General features: G+C 60.4%; 10 protein-coding genes. 3 read left to right on the top strand and 7 right to left on the bottom strand.

Annotated features, from left to right (window positions below):
- Positions 1–162: 162 nt before the first annotated feature.
- Positions 163–1701, bottom strand: a complete 1539-nt coding sequence (locus ABIB48_RS17770; protein ID WP_110104773.1) for an ABC transporter substrate-binding protein — start codon at positions 1699–1701, stop codon at positions 163–165.
- Positions 1702–1863: 162 nt separating this feature from the next.
- On the opposite strand from ABIB48_RS17770, the gene ABIB48_RS17765 reads away from it, so the two are divergent.
- The gene (locus tag ABIB48_RS17765) at positions 1864–2472 is read left to right on the top strand and encodes a PadR family transcriptional regulator (protein ID WP_110104774.1); all 609 of its coding nucleotides are present in this window, start codon (positions 1864–1866) and stop codon (positions 2470–2472) included.
- A 10-nt stretch (positions 2473–2482) separates the two neighbouring features.
- On the top strand, positions 2483–4084 hold the full coding sequence (locus tag ABIB48_RS17760; RefSeq protein WP_354213792.1) for a sulfatase family protein: 1602 nt from the start codon (positions 2483–2485) through the stop codon (positions 4082–4084).
- An 80-nt stretch (positions 4085–4164) separates the two neighbouring features.
- On the opposite strand, the gene ABIB48_RS17755 is transcribed toward ABIB48_RS17760, so the two are convergent.
- Both ABIB48_RS17755 and ABIB48_RS17750 read right to left on the bottom strand, forming a co-directional pair.
- Positions 4165–4947 (bottom strand): peptidylprolyl isomerase, encoded by a 783-nt coding sequence (locus tag ABIB48_RS17755; protein ID WP_110104776.1) that lies wholly within the window; start codon positions 4945–4947, stop codon positions 4165–4167.
- Complete coding sequence (locus ABIB48_RS17750) at positions 4947–8720, bottom strand: right-handed parallel beta-helix repeat-containing protein (protein ID WP_354213791.1); 3774 nt, start codon at positions 8718–8720, stop codon at positions 4947–4949. The genes ABIB48_RS17755 and ABIB48_RS17750 overlap by 1 nt, the downstream gene beginning before the upstream one ends.
- A 303-nt stretch (positions 8721–9023) precedes the next feature.
- Here ABIB48_RS17750 and ABIB48_RS17745 point away from each other — a divergent pair, with 303 nt between their 5' ends.
- Entirely contained in the window at positions 9024–11984 is a 2961-nt protein-coding gene (locus ABIB48_RS17745) for a glycoside hydrolase family 2 TIM barrel-domain containing protein (RefSeq protein WP_354213790.1), read from the top strand.
- A gap of 137 nt (positions 11985–12121) precedes the next feature.
- Here ABIB48_RS17745 and ABIB48_RS17740 read toward each other — a convergent pair whose 3' ends face one another.
- The 4 genes from ABIB48_RS17740 to ABIB48_RS17725 all read right to left on the bottom strand — a co-directional run bounded on the left by ABIB48_RS17740 (position 12122) and on the right by ABIB48_RS17725 (position 16938).
- Positions 12122–13660 carry an amino acid permease gene (locus tag ABIB48_RS17740; RefSeq protein WP_354213789.1) on the bottom strand — a complete coding sequence of 513 codons (1539 nt, stop codon included), beginning with the start codon at positions 13658–13660 and terminating at the stop codon, positions 12122–12124.
- Positions 13661–13732: 72 nt separating this feature from the next.
- A complete protein-coding gene (locus tag ABIB48_RS17735) occupies positions 13733–15154 on the bottom strand; it encodes an aspartate ammonia-lyase (protein ID WP_315914280.1) in 1422 nt (473 codons plus the stop codon).
- A gap of 108 nt (positions 15155–15262) precedes the next feature.
- Positions 15263–16234, bottom strand: coding sequence for an asparaginase (locus ABIB48_RS17730; RefSeq protein ID WP_354213788.1), 972 nt, complete (start codon positions 16232–16234; stop codon positions 15263–15265).
- Between the two features lie 2 nt (positions 16235–16236).
- On the bottom strand, positions 16237–16938 hold the full coding sequence (locus ABIB48_RS17725; RefSeq protein ID WP_315914282.1) for a FadR/GntR family transcriptional regulator: 702 nt from the start codon (positions 16936–16938) through the stop codon (positions 16237–16239).
- Positions 16939–17038: the final 100 nt, after the last annotated feature.

Genomic DNA, 17038 nt, shown 5'->3' with positions numbered 1-17038 from the left:
TGGGGGGGGGTTTTTTACCACCCGGTGAGCCTTATGGGTTTTTTTTTCACAGATTTTACGCAGTTTTTTTTTTTTTTGTTTATTTTTTTCCCTGGTTTGTTGTTTTTTGTTTGGGGGGGGGGGGGGGGGGCGCCCGCCCCCCGCCGTCTGTGGTGCGGGTTTTTACTTCGCCGGGGCGAAGTTGTAGATCGACGGAACCGGCTGGCCGTTCTGGACAGTCACGGTGACGTTCTTGGAGATGAAGTACGGCTGATCAATGCGGTACCAGGGTGCAAACCAGGCATTGTCCACCAAGTACTTGTTCAGTTCCGCCAACTTGGCGCCGGCAGCATCCTCATCACTGGCGAGAACATCCGCAATCAGCGTCTTGGTCTCCGGAGTGCTGGAGTGGAAAACGTTCCACGGCGCATTTTCAGTCACCATGGAGTTCACTGCAGACCAAGCAACTACCGGCTGGCCGAACGCTGTGAAGGCGGCAGCGTACGTGCCTGACTGCTGCTCCGGCTGGTACTGGGCCGAGGGGATGTCCACCCAGTCAACAGTGATGCCCACCTTGGCGAGCTGATCCTTGATGGCCGGTGCCAGTGCGGGGTCCATGTCAGAGGACGTGGGCATCTTCAGGGTGAACCCGTTGGCGAGGCCAGCTTCCTTGAGCAGGGCTTTGGCCTTGTCAACGTCGTAGCTGTAGGCGCCGTCCAGAGATTCAACAAACGCTGATGAGGACGGTCCGAACACCTGGCTGGTGGTTTTGCCAAAGCCTTGGGCAACATTTTTCAATATTGCGTCCTTGTCAATGGCGTAGTTGATGGCCTGGCGGACTTCAACCTTGCCGAGCTCAGGGGACAGCTTGCCGGCGCGGTCCAGCAGCGTCAAGCCCTGCCAGTCACCCGGAACCATCTTGACCGTGACGCCAGCGGACTCGGCGGCCTTAACCGTCTTGGCTGTGGCGATCATGCCGTCAGCCTGGCCGGAACGGACAGCGTTGAAGCGTGCGTTTTCATCCTTGATCGGCTTGATGACGATCTTGGCAAACTTCACCAGGTCCTTGTCCCAGTAATCCTCGTTCTTCACGAACGTGTACTGCGAACCGGGGGTGGTTGCGGAGCGATCCAGCTCATAGGGGCCCGAGCCAACCGGCTGGGTGTCCACTGTGGCGGCATCGAAGTTGGCCGGTGACTGGATGTAGCCGCTGGGCCCGCCCAGCGCGTACGGCAGTGCCGGGTCAGGGGTGGAGAGGTTCAGCTTCACTGTCGCAGGATCCAGGACATCAACGCTCTCCACGGCACCCAGGGCGCCAGCCAACGGTCCGCCAGCTGCCTTAAACCGGTCAAGGTTACCCTTGACGGCCTCTGCGGTGACGTCACCGCCATCGGTGAACTTCACTCCTTCGCGCAGAGTCAACGTGAGAGCCTTGCCGTCTTTGGCAATGTCCCACTTGGTGGCCAGCATGGGCTGGAGGTCACCGTTGGAATCGCGGCGAATGAGCGTGTCAAAAACCGGCTGAAAGTACTGTACAAACTGGGCTTCACGCGACATTGCGGGATCCAGTGACTGCGGCTCCACACCGGAGGCCAGGGTCAGAACGGCATCTTCTGACGGGTTTGCCGCCGGTTTATCATTGGCGCCGCCGCAACCGGATAGAAAAATTGCGGCCGTAGCTGCCAGGGCTAAGACCCGGTAGGCCCGCTTAGGTGCCTTCATGGAAACTCCTTTGTTTTACATCTGCATGGGTGACGCTGGACGCACTAATATCCCTACTAGGTACATTTTCATGTACAAAGTTGAACATATTGCCTGACTCTTTGCGAGCTGTTCATTAGACAGCTATGATTCTAAGCACATAGTAGGAGGAGAGGCAACACGGTGCTTAACAAGCTTGAGTGCATTATTTTGGGTCATTTGGTGCGAACGCCCATGGCAGGCTACGACCTGCACAAGTGGCTCAATCAAGAAGGTCCCTTCTTCGGCTACACCCCCCAGCCGTCCCAGATCTACCGGCAACTGACTAAATGCCTTGACAAGGGCTGGGTGAATCTGGTGATCGATCACCGCAACACGGGGCCCGACGCGAAGGTGTACCGGCTGACCGATGCCGGTGTTGCAACGTTTAAAGAGTGGGCTTTGTCCCCCCATGTGCCCACGGTGCGTCCGCTCGACTCCGATTTCCAGATGCGGTTTTTACTCACCGGCATTTTGGGCCCGGAAGTAGCGCTGAAGATCTTGAGCACTGAGCTGGACTACCGCCGCGATCAACAGCGGGTGAAGGCCTATAGCGATGATTTAGACCCGGAGGATGCCGCCATTGAGGTAGACGCCACCTGGCACAAGGAACTGGTACGGCTGGGCCGCGAACGCTCCTACCTATTGGGCACCACCTACCTGACCTGGCTGGAGCTGACCCACGCCCGGCTGACTGAACAAATTGCTGACTACGCTGCCACTGGCGGCGGCCCCGTCACGGGCCACGTCTAAAGAGGAACCCATGAAGATTATTTATGTCGACGTCGACACTCTCCGACCCGACCACACCGGGCCCTACGGCTACCAGCGTCCCATCACCCCGAATTTGGATGTCTTTGCCAAGGACGCGGCCCGTTTTGACCGCTACTATGCCTCAGACTCCCCCTGCATGCCGTCACGGACGGCCCTGACAAGCGGCCAGTTCGGCATCACCAACGGCGTGATCGGCCACCACGGTGAGGCGGCACGTTTCCGGGCAGACTCCGGACACGGCCTGGTTGAAGGGCGCCCGCTCCTGGGCCAGCACCTGGGCGCACACGGCTACCTGACGGCAGCAGTCTCCTCCTTCGCCGAACGGCACCGGGCCTGGTACTTTTTGGGCAACTTCCGGGAAAGCATCCGCGCCACCCCGGATGTTGGCGACGAGCCGGCGGACATTGTCACGGACACTGCCCTGGAATGGATTGCACGGAACAAGGACACCGATGACTGGTACCTGCACCTGACGTATTGGGATCCGCACATGGATTACCTCCAAGAGCAGGAATGGACGGACAAAGCAGCCGCTTCCGGCCCTGCTCCGGCGTGGCCAGATCAAGAAGCCATTGACGGGCATGGCGAAATTTACGGCCCGCGCTCTGCCCTTGATTTCATGTACTCAGATGGTTTATTTGAACGGCGAGTGCCCTATAACTTCCCCCAAGAAATCCGCACCCGTGCGGACTACGAAAAACTCATCAACGGCTACGACGGCGCCATTCACTTCTGGGACAGCCAGTTCGGCCGCCTATTGGAGGGCCTGGCGGCTCTAGGTCTGGATGAAGAAGTAGCAATAGTAGTCAGCGCCGATCATGGCGAGGCCTTCGGGGAACAAGGCTCCTATGCGGAGCACGGCCTAGCCAGCGAACCCACCCACCACCTCCCCATGCTGGTGAAATGGCCCGGATTAACCGAAGAAGCTGGTAGCCGAGCCGGCTGCGATGCCTTGCTCTACAACATTGATTACGCTCCCACCATCTGCGATCTGCTGGGCCTGCCCATCCCGGAAAAGTGGCAGGGCGAGTCCTTCGCTGACGCTGTGCGCGGAGAATCCATTGATTCACGCGACTACCTGGTGCTGGGGCACGGCGCCCATACCTACCAACGCGCCGTACGCACCCGGGATCACCTGTACATCCGCACCTACCATCCTGGGGCTTTCCGCGCCGAATGGGAATCGCTGTTCAACGTCACGGAAGATCCCTACCTGGTCAAAAACCTGCTCACGGAGGAGCCGGATCTAGTAGATCAGATGCGTTCCAAACTGGCCGTCTGGTGGAACACTTATGCTGGCATGCCCGGATCCCTGCCGGACCCCATGCAGACCACCTTGCAAAATGGTCCCGCACTTTACAATGACCCGGTGTTGTACATGGAGCATCTGCGCCGCACCGGACGGGAGCATTTGGCTGATGACCTGTACGCCCGGCTCAATCCGGGCACGGGTGCCGTCAACGTTTCCTGGCAGGCCCCCGTGGACCCGGACAACTCTGGGCGCATCAACGGCCCCGTTGTGAAGAAGATCCTGCCGGACACCGGCGCGCACTTGTTCGGGGCAAGTCTGGAACCGGCCGTGTCCCACTAGAACTCACGGTCCTCTCAAGAAAAGCAGATGTAAAGAGGGCGGCAACCACTGTTCCGTGGTTGCCGCCCTCTTTGTGCCTGCTAGGAGGCTGCGCTGATTCTGCGCTGCAATTCGCTGCCGAAGCGCTGGTCTGCCAGCTGACTAGCCGCGGCCTGGACCACGGCATCTAATGGTTGTACCCCGTTGTCCTTCCGCGAGAGACATTCAAGCTGGGCAAAACTGCCATCAGGGCGTTGAACCGTTGCAAGTTCACCTTGCCCCAGATCAAGCGCGGCGGAGATCAGAGCGTCGTCCCCTTCTTGGAGCATGCGCACGTTCGTCTCATCAATCACCACCTCACGGGTTGACAGCGCCCGGCCGCCCTGCCAATCAGTGACTTTGAGCGTGATGAGCTCTTGCCGCTTGAACGCCTCCGGGTGCTGTTCGTAGTATTCACGCACCTCATCCATGCTCAAGGCCTCGCGAATCTCAGGCTTGAGCAATTGCACACGCCGCTCCACTTGTTCCAGATAGAAGTCCCATAGCGTCATGGTCCGGGCACCGTAGACACCGGTTCCCGTCGCCTTGCCGGCAACTTGAGAGGACACCGCATCCGTATAGTCCTGCTCCAGCTCGCTGTAGGAGGGCACGCCAGCAAGACCACTCTCAGCAGCCCATTCAAAGACCGCAAGATCGTAGGCCTTCCGTTGCGCAAGCTCGCCGTCGTGAATTCCCTCAGCGTGCACATAGACCGCATCGATGACCGCACCACCCCCTGGGGGCGGGGCGGTGCACCCGGTCAGCCAAGCCATCAAGATAATTCCGATGACAACACTGACCGAGCGCACCTCCCACCCCAAAGTAGTTGTTTTGCGGCTGCGCACTAGGCCCGTGTCCGGATCCGGCGCAGTGCAACACCTAGAACGAGCATCATGAGTGCTACCGCTATGGCGGCGCCCTCAAAGAAGCCGCTCACACCGGTGGAGGCCAACGGCCCGCTAGCGGAAGAACCAGCGGGTGCCTGCTGCGTAGCCGTTGCCGACTCCTCAGGAGTGGGGGTCTCCCCAGGAGCGGGCGCCTCTCCCGGTGCGGGCGTTACATCCGGTGCGGGTGTCTCTTCCGGCTCCGGTTCAACGGCGGGCTCATCAACCACGAATTGGATGGCACCAACGGTGATTCCCTCGGTGTTCTGTGCATCCCGCGCTGGCAGCGTGCCTGGCAGCGTGGTGCCGAGGAAGTCGGTACCGTAGCGGACTCCGTCAATAGCAGGCATGTTGGGGCCTGCCACGAAATCGATGCTCTTACCCTGCAGTGCCAAGGCGTGGATTTGGGTGGGGCTCATGGCCCTGCGGTCAGTCACCGTTCCGCCATAATGCGCCACCACCTCGTCGATGCTCAGCCCTGAATTTCTTAGTGCCGAAGATTCCTGGGGCATGTAGCCGGCAAAGTGCCCGCCCACGTTGGTGCCCGTCAGCGGCAGGCTAGCCCCGTCTTCAGGTGCGGTGCCAACGCCAGGCAGGCCGAGCTCGCCGGTGATGGCGTGCTCTTCCGCAGCGGGAGGTGTAATTCCGCCGGCGTAGGCGTTGTTGAGCAGCATCGCCTTCGTCTTCATGGTTTCGGCTTCCCCCACGTAGAAGGTTTGCCCCTCCGGGTAGTGGAAAACATTGTTGAAGATAAACACCTCGCGGTTGCCCGTTCCTGCACCTGAGTTGGCAAGGTCGAGCACGCCGCCACGCGGCCCCCGAAGGGTGGAATCGGAGTAGATGGTGTTGTTGTAGATCATGGTTCCGGCGGCGGTCCCTCGGGCGAACTCGAAGGTTTTATCGGCGTCGTTCTGGCTGATGTTGTAGCGGATGGTGGGAGCCGTGTGCGGGAAGCCGTTCATGATGAGCATGAAGCCTCCCTCGTTGTTGTGCGAGTAGTTGTATTGCATGACCGAGTACGAGGACACGTGGTCGGTGTCCAGGCCTTGACCATCCTGTACGCCGTGGGTGTTGGAGACCTCGTTGTACTGGATCACAGTGTTGGTGGCCTGGAAGGGCCAAATCCCGGCGTTGTATCCGGTGTTTTGGTAGCGGGAGTGCCGCACCAGGTTGTGTTCTATCAGTGCCCCGTCGGTGTCGCGGACGGTGATGGCGTCACCGCCCATGTAGCGGAACTGGTTGTCACGGACCACAACATTCGTTGACGGGTACCAGTTCAGCGGTGTCCCGGGTGAGTTCGCCAGCGACTGGTTGGACCAGGCGGAGCTCACGAGCTTGATGCCCGAACGGTCCACCCTTTCGAGTTTGTTGCCGGCGATCAGCACGTCATCAAACTTTGTTGGCACACCGAGCAGTTCGCCGTTGTCCACCGTGGCGCCGACGTCGAAGAAGATGCCACCGTTCCACTTGGCGTTGAGGTTGCCGTTGATGTCGTGGATGTACAGGTCGGTGAGGGAAATGCCGTTCACAATGCCGAAGTCGCGGGCGGAGATGTTGATCGCACGCAGGTTCTTCACTGTGTTGGTGCTCGTGTTTAGGCCGAAACTGGTGTTGTAGCGTGCATCCAGGTTGGTGATTTCCAGGCCGGAAATCTCCACGTATTCCTGGTTGTGCAGCGTCACCACATTCTCAACCGCTCCGGCACCGTTGAGAACGGGCCGTTCGCCCTCGCCGTAAGCCCCAACACGGATCGGCTGTGCGGCCGTTCCCGAACCGGTGAAGGACAGAGCCGCACCGGCGCTCTCGAAGCTGCTGCCGCGCTTGAGCAGGATCGCATCTCCCGGGTTCAGTGCTCGGTTGGCCTTGGCCAGGGTGCGCCAGGACTGTGCGGGCGAGCTGCCCGTGCGGGCGTCGTCGCCAGCCACGGAATCAATGTAGTACGTGGTGGCTGAGGCGGTCTGCGCCTCGAACAGGGCCACGAGCGTGATGTCGCTTGTGGTGCCGGCGGGAACGGTGAACGCCTCCCCCGTCACCGGCACACCGTTGTACGAAAGCCCGGCGAACGTGTAACCGCCCTTGGGGTAGCTCTGCCACGTGATGGTGTCCCCGGCGGATGTCGAATACTTGGAAAGCACGACGGCGCCACTTGCCTGATCGAGGTCCGGCACCCCTGCGTTGCTCACCTCAACTGAGGCCTTGACGTAGACCGGGGTCGCCGCCACTTTGACGTTATCGAACGCCACAGGGGCTCCAGGGGTCATGTTGATCAGCGCGAACCCGGGGGCAACACCTGACCAGTCCGCGCTGTCCTTCGGGCCGTCGTCCTTGTTCGTGTAGGACAGCAGCGGGGCGCCGCCGGCTGAGACGGAGACGGTGTCGCCGGAGACGTCGATCAGGACCGAACTGCGGGCCTGGTTGAAGTCGTACATGGTGCTGGCCAGTTCAACATTCCCACCTGCTGCGTCAAAGCGGCGCAGCATGGCCTTGGAACCGTTCAGGACCAGGGCGTAGCGGTCGGTGAAGCCGGCCATGCGGAAAGCCACCTGCATGGTGCCGGGGGTGCCGTTGGCCTTGTGCGTATCAAATTCAATACGGTAGTTGACCAATTCGGCCAGCGCTACGCTGCTGAGCTGCACTGATGCCGGGCCTTTGGCAGGTGAGAGGACCAATTCGCCGTCGACAATGGCCGCATCCTCCGGCGTGGGGATCGTGTACTGCCCATGGGCGTTCAGTGCCGTGTCGAAGTAGTCCTTGAACAACACATTCGGGTCGTGGGGTTCATCGGCAAACTTTGCAATGACCAGCACGCTGCCGGTCTTGTCATTGAAAGCAAAACGGTTGTCGGTGATGGTTAGCAAACCGTCAGTGCTGGTGTTGGTGTCCAGACGCTTGGATTCCCAGCCGTTGAACACGTAGCCGGGCTTGAGCGTGTAGGAGAGTGTCACAACATCGCCGGGGTCTCCAGAGCTGCGGTTGGCCGAGACCGTGCCACCAGCCGTTGCCGGGTCCGCGTCCAGGACCTTGTTGGTCTCGGTGGCTAGTTCCACCGTGTATTCACCGGCCTTCTCGGCCTCTGTGGTGCTTACCTGGACGTTGTCCACACTGAAGTCTTGGTTCGGGAACTGGCTGGCGAACATGATCCGGCCCTGCACGGCGGAGGCCGTACCGGCGTCGGGAACGTCCAGCACGGCCGTGCCACCCACGAGGACGCGCACCTGGTCACCTGCCACCTCGATGCTGATGTGGTGTGACTCGCCGTCGGTGTTCACGGGCAGGTCAATGTTGGCCGGGGTGCCAAGGACCGTCACGAGGGGTCCCTCGACTTTTTCGAGCCGCAGGACCTTCCTCGGCCCGTCGTAGGTGAGCTGGTAGCGCGAGGCTGCGCCTTCTGAGGCGAAGAAGCCCATCTTCACGGCACTGTTGGTGTTGCCAGCGTTGATAAACAAGTCCAGCTCAAGGGTGAAGTTGTTGGACAGAATTTCGGCCTTGGACAGGATCCGGTTTTCCGGGCCGCCGCCCTTGACGCTCGCCATGCCGCCGGCGAACAAGATCTCCGTAGCTGCATTGGCCTTGGCTTCGAGCCACTTTGCGCCGTCGTTGGCCTGGAAATCATCGCTGAAGAGTACGCGCGGTTCCGCCATCAGGGCGGTCTCGGTGTGCAGTGTGGTAGCCGCTCCGGTTCCGGTCTGGGCTGTTGCTGAGACGCTGCTGAGCGGAAGGGCACTAAGACACATTGTCACTAGAGCCGATAATGCAATTGACGTGATAATTCTTGACTTCATTCGCCATCACCACCATTGTTGAAGGGAAAAGGATTGCACAAACCCCGCAGCGGGGTCTGAAATTTACGCCTAATGCTCAACTTTTTGTGACCATTTCACTGCAGGAGACAGAAATGGGGACAGAGTTGAGCTGGGTATCTTAGATCACATTGCCCTCTTAGCTGCCGCGGTGTCAAACCCAGACGGACTATGACACTTTGCATATACTTGGTGCGTGTTCTTCACTCTTCTCTGACCTGCAAAGGAACCACTGTTGTGAACCCGCTACCTTCGCGTGCCAACCTTGCCGCCAGCCCCTATGAAGTGATCATGGACCTGACTAACCCTGGGCCCGGCACGGGGAGCCTTCCACCCCGGGCTCATGTGGAGAATGGTCTGCCCACGCTTTCACTCAATGGGGACTGGCGTTTCCATTACTCGGATTCGCTGGCGCAGGCACCTGAGGGCATCGAGAGCGAGGCGTTCAATGATGGCGTATGGGATTGTTTGCCTGTCCCGTCGAACTGGAATTTCCATGGTCACGGTGCTCCTGTGTACACCAACGTGCAGTTTCCGTTCCCGCTGGATCCTCCCTTTGTTCCGGATGCAAATCCAGTGGGTGACTACCGGCTTACTTTTGAGGTGGGTGCAGAGTTCCTTGCCGGTGCCCTCCTGCGTTTTGATGGGATTGATAATGCCGGAACCGTGTGGATTAACGGGGCATTGCTGGGAACCACACGAGGGTCAAAGCTGCCTGCGGAATTTGATGTTTCCGGGCTTCTGCGCCTCGGCACCAATGTGTTGGTGGTCCGGGTGGCCCAATTCAGTGCGGCAAGCTATTTAGAGGATCAGGATGCTTGGTGGCTCACGGGAATTTTCCGTGATGTGACCTTGCTGGCGCACCCGGCGGGCGCCGTCAGAGACGTGTTTGTGCACGCCGGTTATACCGCTGCAGGGACCGGGACGCTGCGGGTGGAGCTCGACCCACCCATGCCCGGGGCCAAGGTGGAGATTGCTGCATTGGGATTCAAAGCACCCTTGAATGGCGCAGCTCTTCAAGGCACAGCCTTGGATGTGGGGGTAGTGAAGCCGTGGAGTGCCGAGTCCCCATCCCTGTACGAACTGCGCATCAGCACACCGGCACAAACGTTGCGTTTGAACGTGGGGTTCCGCACCATCACGGTTCAGGATGCCCAAATCAAGCTCAATGGAGTCCCGCTGCTGTTCCGCGGGGTGAACAGGCATGAGCACAATCCCGATTTGGGCCGCACCGTCCCGGCGGAGCAAGTGCTTCGCGAACTGAAGTTGATGAAGCAACACAATATCAATGCCATCCGCACCGCGCATTATGCCCCGCACCCGTTCCTGCTCCAGGCTGCGGATGAGCTGGGCTTTTACATTATCGATGAGTGTGACTATGAAACCCACGGTTTCGAAGATGGACAGTGGGCTGGCAATCCCAGCGCTGAACCGCAGTACCGTGCGGCGCTGCTGGACCGTATGCAACGGCTCGTGGAGCGGGATAAGAACCACCCCTGCGTCATCATGTGGTCCTTGGGCAATGAGTCTGGCAAGGGTGAAAACTTGGCGGCAATGGCAGAGTGGACAAAAGCCCGCGATCCCGAGCGGCTGGTCCATTACGAAGGAGACTGGGCCTGCCCGTACGTGGACGTGTATTCACGCATGTACCTCAAACCCGCAGACGTTGAGCTGATTGGGCGCCAGGAAGAAAGTCCGTTGCCGGATGCAATCCAGGATACGCATCGGCGCAATTTGCCCTTCATCCTGTGCGAATACGTTCATTCCATGGGAAACGGCCCGGGTGGTTTACAGGAATACCAGGATCTGTTCGATAAATACCCGCGTCTGCAGGGCGGGTTTGTCTGGGAGTGGATTGAACACGGTATCCGCCAACACACCCCTGACGGTGAAGCGTACTTTGCCTACGGCGGGGACTTTGGCGAAAAGGTCCATGACGGCAACTTCGTCATTGACGGAATGATCTCAGCAGATCTGGAACCCCGGCCGGGACTGCTCGATTACAAGAAGGTTGTGGAGCCTCTCGCCCTGAGCGTTTCCCACGACTGGCGCACCCTCACCGTGCGCAATAAGTACGACTTCCTCGACACCTCCGCCCTAGCTTTCACCTGGCGGGTGGAGAGTGCCAGCGGCCGCATCACTCACGGGACGCTTCAGGTGCCGGTGACAGCGGCAGGCGAGCAGACCGGCGTCGTGCTTCCCCTGGAAGTTCACGCGGAACTGGCCGCTCAGCGAGTTCTGACCATCAGTGCCGTGCTCGCAACGGATCAGCCGTGGGGGCTGGCTGGCCACGAGATCGCCTGGACGCAACAAGGGCGCCCGCAGGCACCCCGGCCCGCACTGCTCGCACATGGCGCCCCGGATATTGCGCGGCAGGGCCACGTGCTAAGTTTCGGGCCCGCCACTTTCAGCCTCATGACCGGTGAGCTGAGCAGTTTCAAGGGCATCCCGCTCAACGGTCCGCGCCTGACGCTCTGGCGTTCCCCCACGGACAATGACAACGGCAAGGACCATGCCCAGCCGGGTTCACCCCGTCCCGCCACCACATGGGAAGACGCCGGTTTACCCCTGCTAGAAGGGCGGTTGCAGTCAATGGCCCACGACGCCGGGGAATTGCATGTGCGGGTGCGCTACGGTGTGCCCGTGGCCCGCCACCATGTGGATGTTGACTACCTCTGGCGCACCGACGGCACGGCGATGGAGCTGAGCGCGAACCTTACTCCCAGCACGGGATGGGGCCGGACCTGGCCGCGGGTGGGCTTCGATTTCCAGCTTCCCGGTGAATTTTCGCAGGCCTCGTGGACAGGGTTTGGGCCAGGCCAAAAGTATCCGGACACGGGCATGGCCGCGCAGCTTGGCTGGTTCAGCGCCTCACTCGAGGAACTGCAGGTGCCCTACGTCCGGCCGCAGGAAAATGGTGCACGGGCAGGGGTCTCGCAATTGCAGCTCACCACGGAGCGAGGCGGCGGCCAGAGCCTGACCTTCCAGGGCACGGACTTCTCCTTCACCCTGCGCCCGTGGTCCCAGGAAGTGCTCAGCGCAGCACGGCACACCCCTGACTTGGTGGCGGACGGCATCAGCTACCTCACTCTTGATGCTGCTGTGCACGGGATCGGCACCGCATCCTGCGGGCCCGGGGTACTCCCGCCCTACCAACTGGCGCCGGCCCCGCTGAGCTTCACGGTACTGCTGTCCTAGCGGAGCAGTTCTAGCTCTCTGAGTGAGGTTGCCGCACCGCCTCTTGAAATCCAAACAGCAGCTGATGCGGTATTTTTGCCAAAATACCGCATCAGCTGCTGTTTCACACCGAGGTGAGCTTCCCCAACCGCCAGCCCCTAGATTGAAGAATCCGGGTGGGTATCGCGGCGGTGCACACTGACCTGGTGCGCACTGACGGGGTGAGCCCCGGTGGATCCGTCCCGGCTGGCCGCAATCTCATTGATCCGTCCCCGGCTCAGGTACCAACCAACCATGAGCGCCGGCACAATGAGAACAATGGAGGCGATGGTCCAGGTGCCCACCGGTGAATCGAACGCCATCAAAACCAGCACGGCAAACAGGAATGCCAGTGTCAGGTAGCCGGTGTACGGCGCACCAAACATGCGGAACGAGGGACGGATCGCCTGCTCCTTTTTCGCTAATCGGTACAGCGCCAGCTGGCATAGTACGATCATGGCCCAGGAGGCAATAATGCCCAGCGCCGCCATATTCAGCACAATCTCAAACGCTTGGGCGGGTACCACCGCGTTAAGGATCACGCCTAGGAACGCCACGGCCGCCGTCAGCAAAATGCCGCCGTAGGGAACACCGCCCTTGTTCAACTTCGCTGCGAACCTGGGCGCCGAACCCGCCAGGGACATGGAGCGTAGGATCCGCCCCGTGGAGTACAGCCCAGCATTCAGCGAGGACAGCGCCGCAGTCAGCACCACCAAGTTCATGATGGAGTCCACACCCTCAACGCCGATGGAGCCAAAGAAGGTAACAAAGGGGCTCTCCCCCGCCTTGTACGCCGTGTACGGAAGCAGTAGTGAGAGCAGCACCAGGGAGCCAACATAGAACACAGCAATGCGGATAATGACGGTATTGATGGCCTTGGGCATGATCTTTTCCGGGTTTTTGGTTTCCCCGGCAGCCGTGCCAATCAGCTCAATCGAAGCGTACGCAAAGACCACACCCTGCATGACAACCACCACCGGCAGCAGCCCGTTGGGGAAGAATCCGCCGTTGTCTGCAATCAGGCTAAAGCCCACCTCCTGGCCGGCCACGGGGGTGCCGAAAATGACAAAGTACGTGCCAATGAGCAAGAAGCTCACCAGCGCCACCACCTTGATCAGCGCAAACCAGAATTCCAACTCACCAAAGACTTTCACGGATACTAGGTTTAGACCCAGCACCAGCATCAGGGCACCCAGCGCCCACACCCACTGGGGAACGGCACCAATCCAGGGCACGTATTTAGCAAAGAAATGCATATAGAGTGCGACGGCGGTGATGTCCACAATTGCTGTCATCGCCCAGTTCAGCCAGTACAGCCAGCCGGAGACGAAGGCTGCCTTCTCTCCAAAGAATTCGCGGGCGTAAGAGACAAAGGAGCCTGAGGAGGGGCGGTGAATAACCAGCTCACCCAAGGCCCGCAGGATCAAGAAGGCGAAGAATCCACAAATCGCGTAGCTGAACATCAGTGCCGGGCCAGCCCCGGCCAGGCGCCCTCCAGCCCCCATGAACAATCCGGTGCCAATGGCCCCACCAATGGCGATCATTTGTATTTGCCGGGCTTTGAGTCCCTTATGAAGCCCGGCGTCCTCCGCTGTTAATGCGGCGTTGGGCTGATCTTGTACTAGTTCAACGCTCTCAATGATGTCCTGATGGGCCATTCTGGTGATCCTTTAGTCTTTGGGTACCGCCCTGCGCCATTGCAGGGCGGCGAAGCGCACAGTGCGGGCGTCTCAGTCGCCCAGATTAGCGAGGTGTTCCGGGCGTAGAAGTTCATTGAGCTGCTCCACGCTCAGCAGTTTGTGTTCCAGGACAAGTTCGGCCACGCCGCGCCCCGTGGCCAGCGCTTCGAGCGCAATCTTGGTTGAAGTGGCATATCCCAACACCGGATTCAGTGCAGTGACCAGACCGATCGAGTGTTCCACCTGGGCGCGCAGCTTGTCCTCGTGGGCGGTGATGCCGTCAATGCACTTATCGGCCAAGGTGATGCAGGCGGCTTCCAGGTGGCGCATGCTCTTGGTCAGGCTGTGGACAATGACGGGTTCAAAGGCGTTCAATTGCAACTGCCCACCCTCGGCCGCCATGGTGATGGTGACATCATTGCCAATCACCTCATACGCCACCTGGTTAACCACTTCGGGGATTACAGGGTTGACCTTGCCGGGCATGATCGAGGACCCGGCCTGCACGGCCGGCAAGGTGATCTCGCCGAAACCCGCCCGGGGGCCGGAGGAGAGCAGGCGAAGATCGTTGCAGATCTTGGATAGTTTCACGGCCACGCGCTTGAGCACACCAGAGAGGTGCACAAAGGCGCCCACATCCTGGGTGGCCTCAATCAAGTCAATGGAGGTTGTCAGCGGCAGCCCTGAGATTTCCACCAGGTGGGTGCAGGCAAGCGCGGAATATCCCAGAGGCGCGTTGAGCCCGGTGCCAATGGCCGTGGCACCCAGGTTAATCTCGTGGACCAGTAGGGTGGATTCAGCCAGACGGGCCCGGTCCTCCCCCATGGTCACAGCATAAGTATTGAACTCCTGCCCCAACGTCATGGGCACAGCATCCTGGAGCTGGGTGCGCCCCATTTTCACCACTGTCCGGAATTCCACGGCCTTGGCGGCAAAGGAAACACACAGGTGTTCCATGGCGCTCACCAGCGATTTCGCGGCAAAGATAGTGGCAACATTGACCGCCGTCGGATAAACATCATTGGTGGACTGGCTCAGGTTCACGTGATCATTCGGGTGCAGGAACTGATAATCCCCCTTGGCGTGTCCCAGGATTTCCAGTGCCCGGTTGGCAATGACCTCATTTGCATTCATGTTTGAGGACGTCCCGGCACCTCCCTGAATGACGTCCACCACGAACTGATCGTGAAGTTCCCCGGCGATGATCTCCTGACACGCTTGAATGATTGCTCCGGCGCGTGTCTCATCAAGCAGACCCAGTTCATGGTTGGCCTGGGCAGCCGCCTGTTTGACCATGGCCAGGCCGTTGACCAGATGCGTGTTGTTGCTCAGGGGAATGCCGGTGATGGGGAAATTTTCCACGGCACGCAGGGTGTGCACGCCCCAGTAGACATCAGCAGGGATGTCTCGGTCACCAATCAAATCGTGTTCACGCCGGACGGTGGCGGCAGAAAGTAGCTCGGTGATGCTCATGATGCTCCTTGGGCGCTTCGTGGCGCCGTAGTTGAAAAGGTAGTTGACTGTTGCTTTTACGGGCAGGGCTGCTTTTACTAGCAGGGCCGGCTAAGCGGGCAGGGTTTGCTAAGCGGGCAGGGTTTGGAGTCCGAAGAGTTGCCCCACGGGCCGGCCGCCACCGTAAACGGGCAGGTGGTTGAAGGGTTTTAGCAGGGCCGGATCTACACCCAAGGCCAGGAGCGCGGGAACGGCAGCCGGCATGCGGGCGCGGTCGCCGCCGTCGGAAATTTTCAATGCCACGGCGCTGCCGTCAGCCAGGGCAATGAGCTGAATGCCTTCAAAACCGTCCTTGGCCAGCAGCCCGGGAACGGCTTGCATCAAGGTAGTGACATCCCGGCCCAGCCCGGCAACCACCATGGGGTGCGCGCGCATGGCGGCGCCGACGCAGTACTCCGCAGTGCCCTCCGGCGCCGTGGTGAGCTTGCTGAAGGCGCGGGCCATGCCGGTCAGTGAGAGGCCGAACACCTCGGTGCCGCAACCGTCGGTGCTGATGGCGGTAATGGGATCGCCGGTCAGCTCGGCTACGGTGGCGCGGATCAATGCGGTGAGGGGGTGGCCGGCGTCGAGGTAGCTCGCCAGCGGCCAGCCGTTGCGAACACAGGTGGCCAGCAGCGCGGCGTGCTTGCCGGAACAATTTTGTGCCAACTGGGTGGGGCGGTGACCGGCACTCAGCCACGCCTCGCGCTCGCTGACGCCGAAGGGCAGGTCGGTGGAATTGCCCAGCGCGTCCTCGCTCAAACCGGCTGAAGCGAGGATGTCCCGTGCTATTTGCTGGTGGCCCGCTGAGCCGGAGTGGCTGGCTGCGGCCAAGGCCAGCTGCTCTTGCGTTAAACGCAGGCCCGCCCGGTGAAGTGCCACTGCGATCAGTGGTTTCAGCGCCGATCGTGGGTACATGCGATCCTCGGGATCGCCGCGTTCCAGAACGGTTTTGCCTGCGGGATCCAGTGCGACGAGCGAGCCGTAGTGGACACTCTCAACAAGTTCTCCTCGAGTCTGCACGGCAAGCGGGGTGTGGCGGGGAAATTCGGTGGTGCTCATGATTACTTCTCTCCCATGATGAGGCTAAGGGCGGTGTCGACGGCAGAGAGGTGAATCGCCATGGCGTGGCCGGCGTCTGCGCTGCTACCGCGGGTGATGGCCGCCAGAATTTCTTGGTGTTCGTGGTCTGATTGGCGTGCCCGCCCCGTGATCAAGTTAATGGTCTCGGACTGGTTGACCATGGCGTCGCGGATGTCATTGACCACCCGTTCGAACACGCCGTTTCCGCTGGCACGGGCAATGGCGCCGTGGAAGGCGGCGTCAAGGTTGACCCAGATTTGGGGGTCGTCCTCTTCGGCCATGAGCTCGAGGATGCCGCGCATTTCCTCAAGTTGTTCGGGTCTGCGGCGGGTCGCGGCAAACTCCGCGGCCGGGACTTCAATGTGGGGGCGGGCTTCCATGAGGCTACGCGCCGAATAGTGTCCCAGGACCAGATCGCTGGAGACACGGGCGGAGATTACGAAGGTGCCTTTGCCCGTGAGAGTTTCAGTCAGGCCTAGCGCCGTGCAGGAGCGCAGTGCCTCGCGGATCACTGACCTGCTGACCCCGTATTGGGCGGCGAGCGCGGTTTCGCTGCTCAGCTTGGTGCCTACGCGCAATTCACCGTCTTCAATGGCGGTGCGGATGGCTTGGAAGACGGCTTCGGCGGCGCTGACACGAACTATTTGAGATTGTCCGGCTGTCCAGCTGTCTGACAGGTTCATACTAAAAACTATGGCACGCCTCATACGAGCTGTCAATCCGCCCCCACCCACACCCGCTCCCTCACTGAAAGCTTTCACGGCTGGCTCCGCAGGCGTAGCA

Origin of the sequence: Arthrobacter sp. UYCu511 (assembly GCF_040547105.1) — a bacterium.
Classification (GTDB): domain Bacteria; phylum Actinomycetota; class Actinomycetes; order Actinomycetales; family Micrococcaceae; genus Specibacter; species Specibacter psychrochitiniphilus.
Note: the sequence above shows the minus strand (reverse complement) of the source record. Positions and strands in the feature narration are given on the sequence as shown.

Coding starts and splice junctions, on each gene's coding strand:
- ABIB48_RS17770 (WP_110104773.1), bottom strand. CDS start 1,701: ATGAAGGCACCTAAGCGGGCCTACCGGGTCTTAGCCCTGGCAGCTACG.
- ABIB48_RS17760 (WP_354213792.1), top strand. CDS start 2,483: ATGAAGATTATTTATGTCGACGTCGACACTCTCCGACCCGACCACACC.
- ABIB48_RS17750 (WP_354213791.1), bottom strand. CDS start 8,720: ATGTGTCTTAGTGCCCTTCCGCTCAGCAGCGTCTCAGCAACAGCCCAG.
- ABIB48_RS17740 (WP_354213789.1), bottom strand. CDS start 13,660: ATGGCCCATCAGGACATCATTGAGAGCGTTGAACTAGTACAAGATCAG.
- ABIB48_RS17735 (WP_315914280.1), bottom strand. CDS start 15,154: ATGAGCATCACCGAGCTACTTTCTGCCGCCACCGTCCGGCGTGAACAC.
- ABIB48_RS17730 (WP_354213788.1), bottom strand. CDS start 16,234: ATGAGCACCACCGAATTTCCCCGCCACACCCCGCTTGCCGTGCAGACT.
- ABIB48_RS17725 (WP_315914282.1), bottom strand. CDS start 16,938: ATGAACCTGTCAGACAGCTGGACAGCCGGACAATCTCAAATAGTTCGT.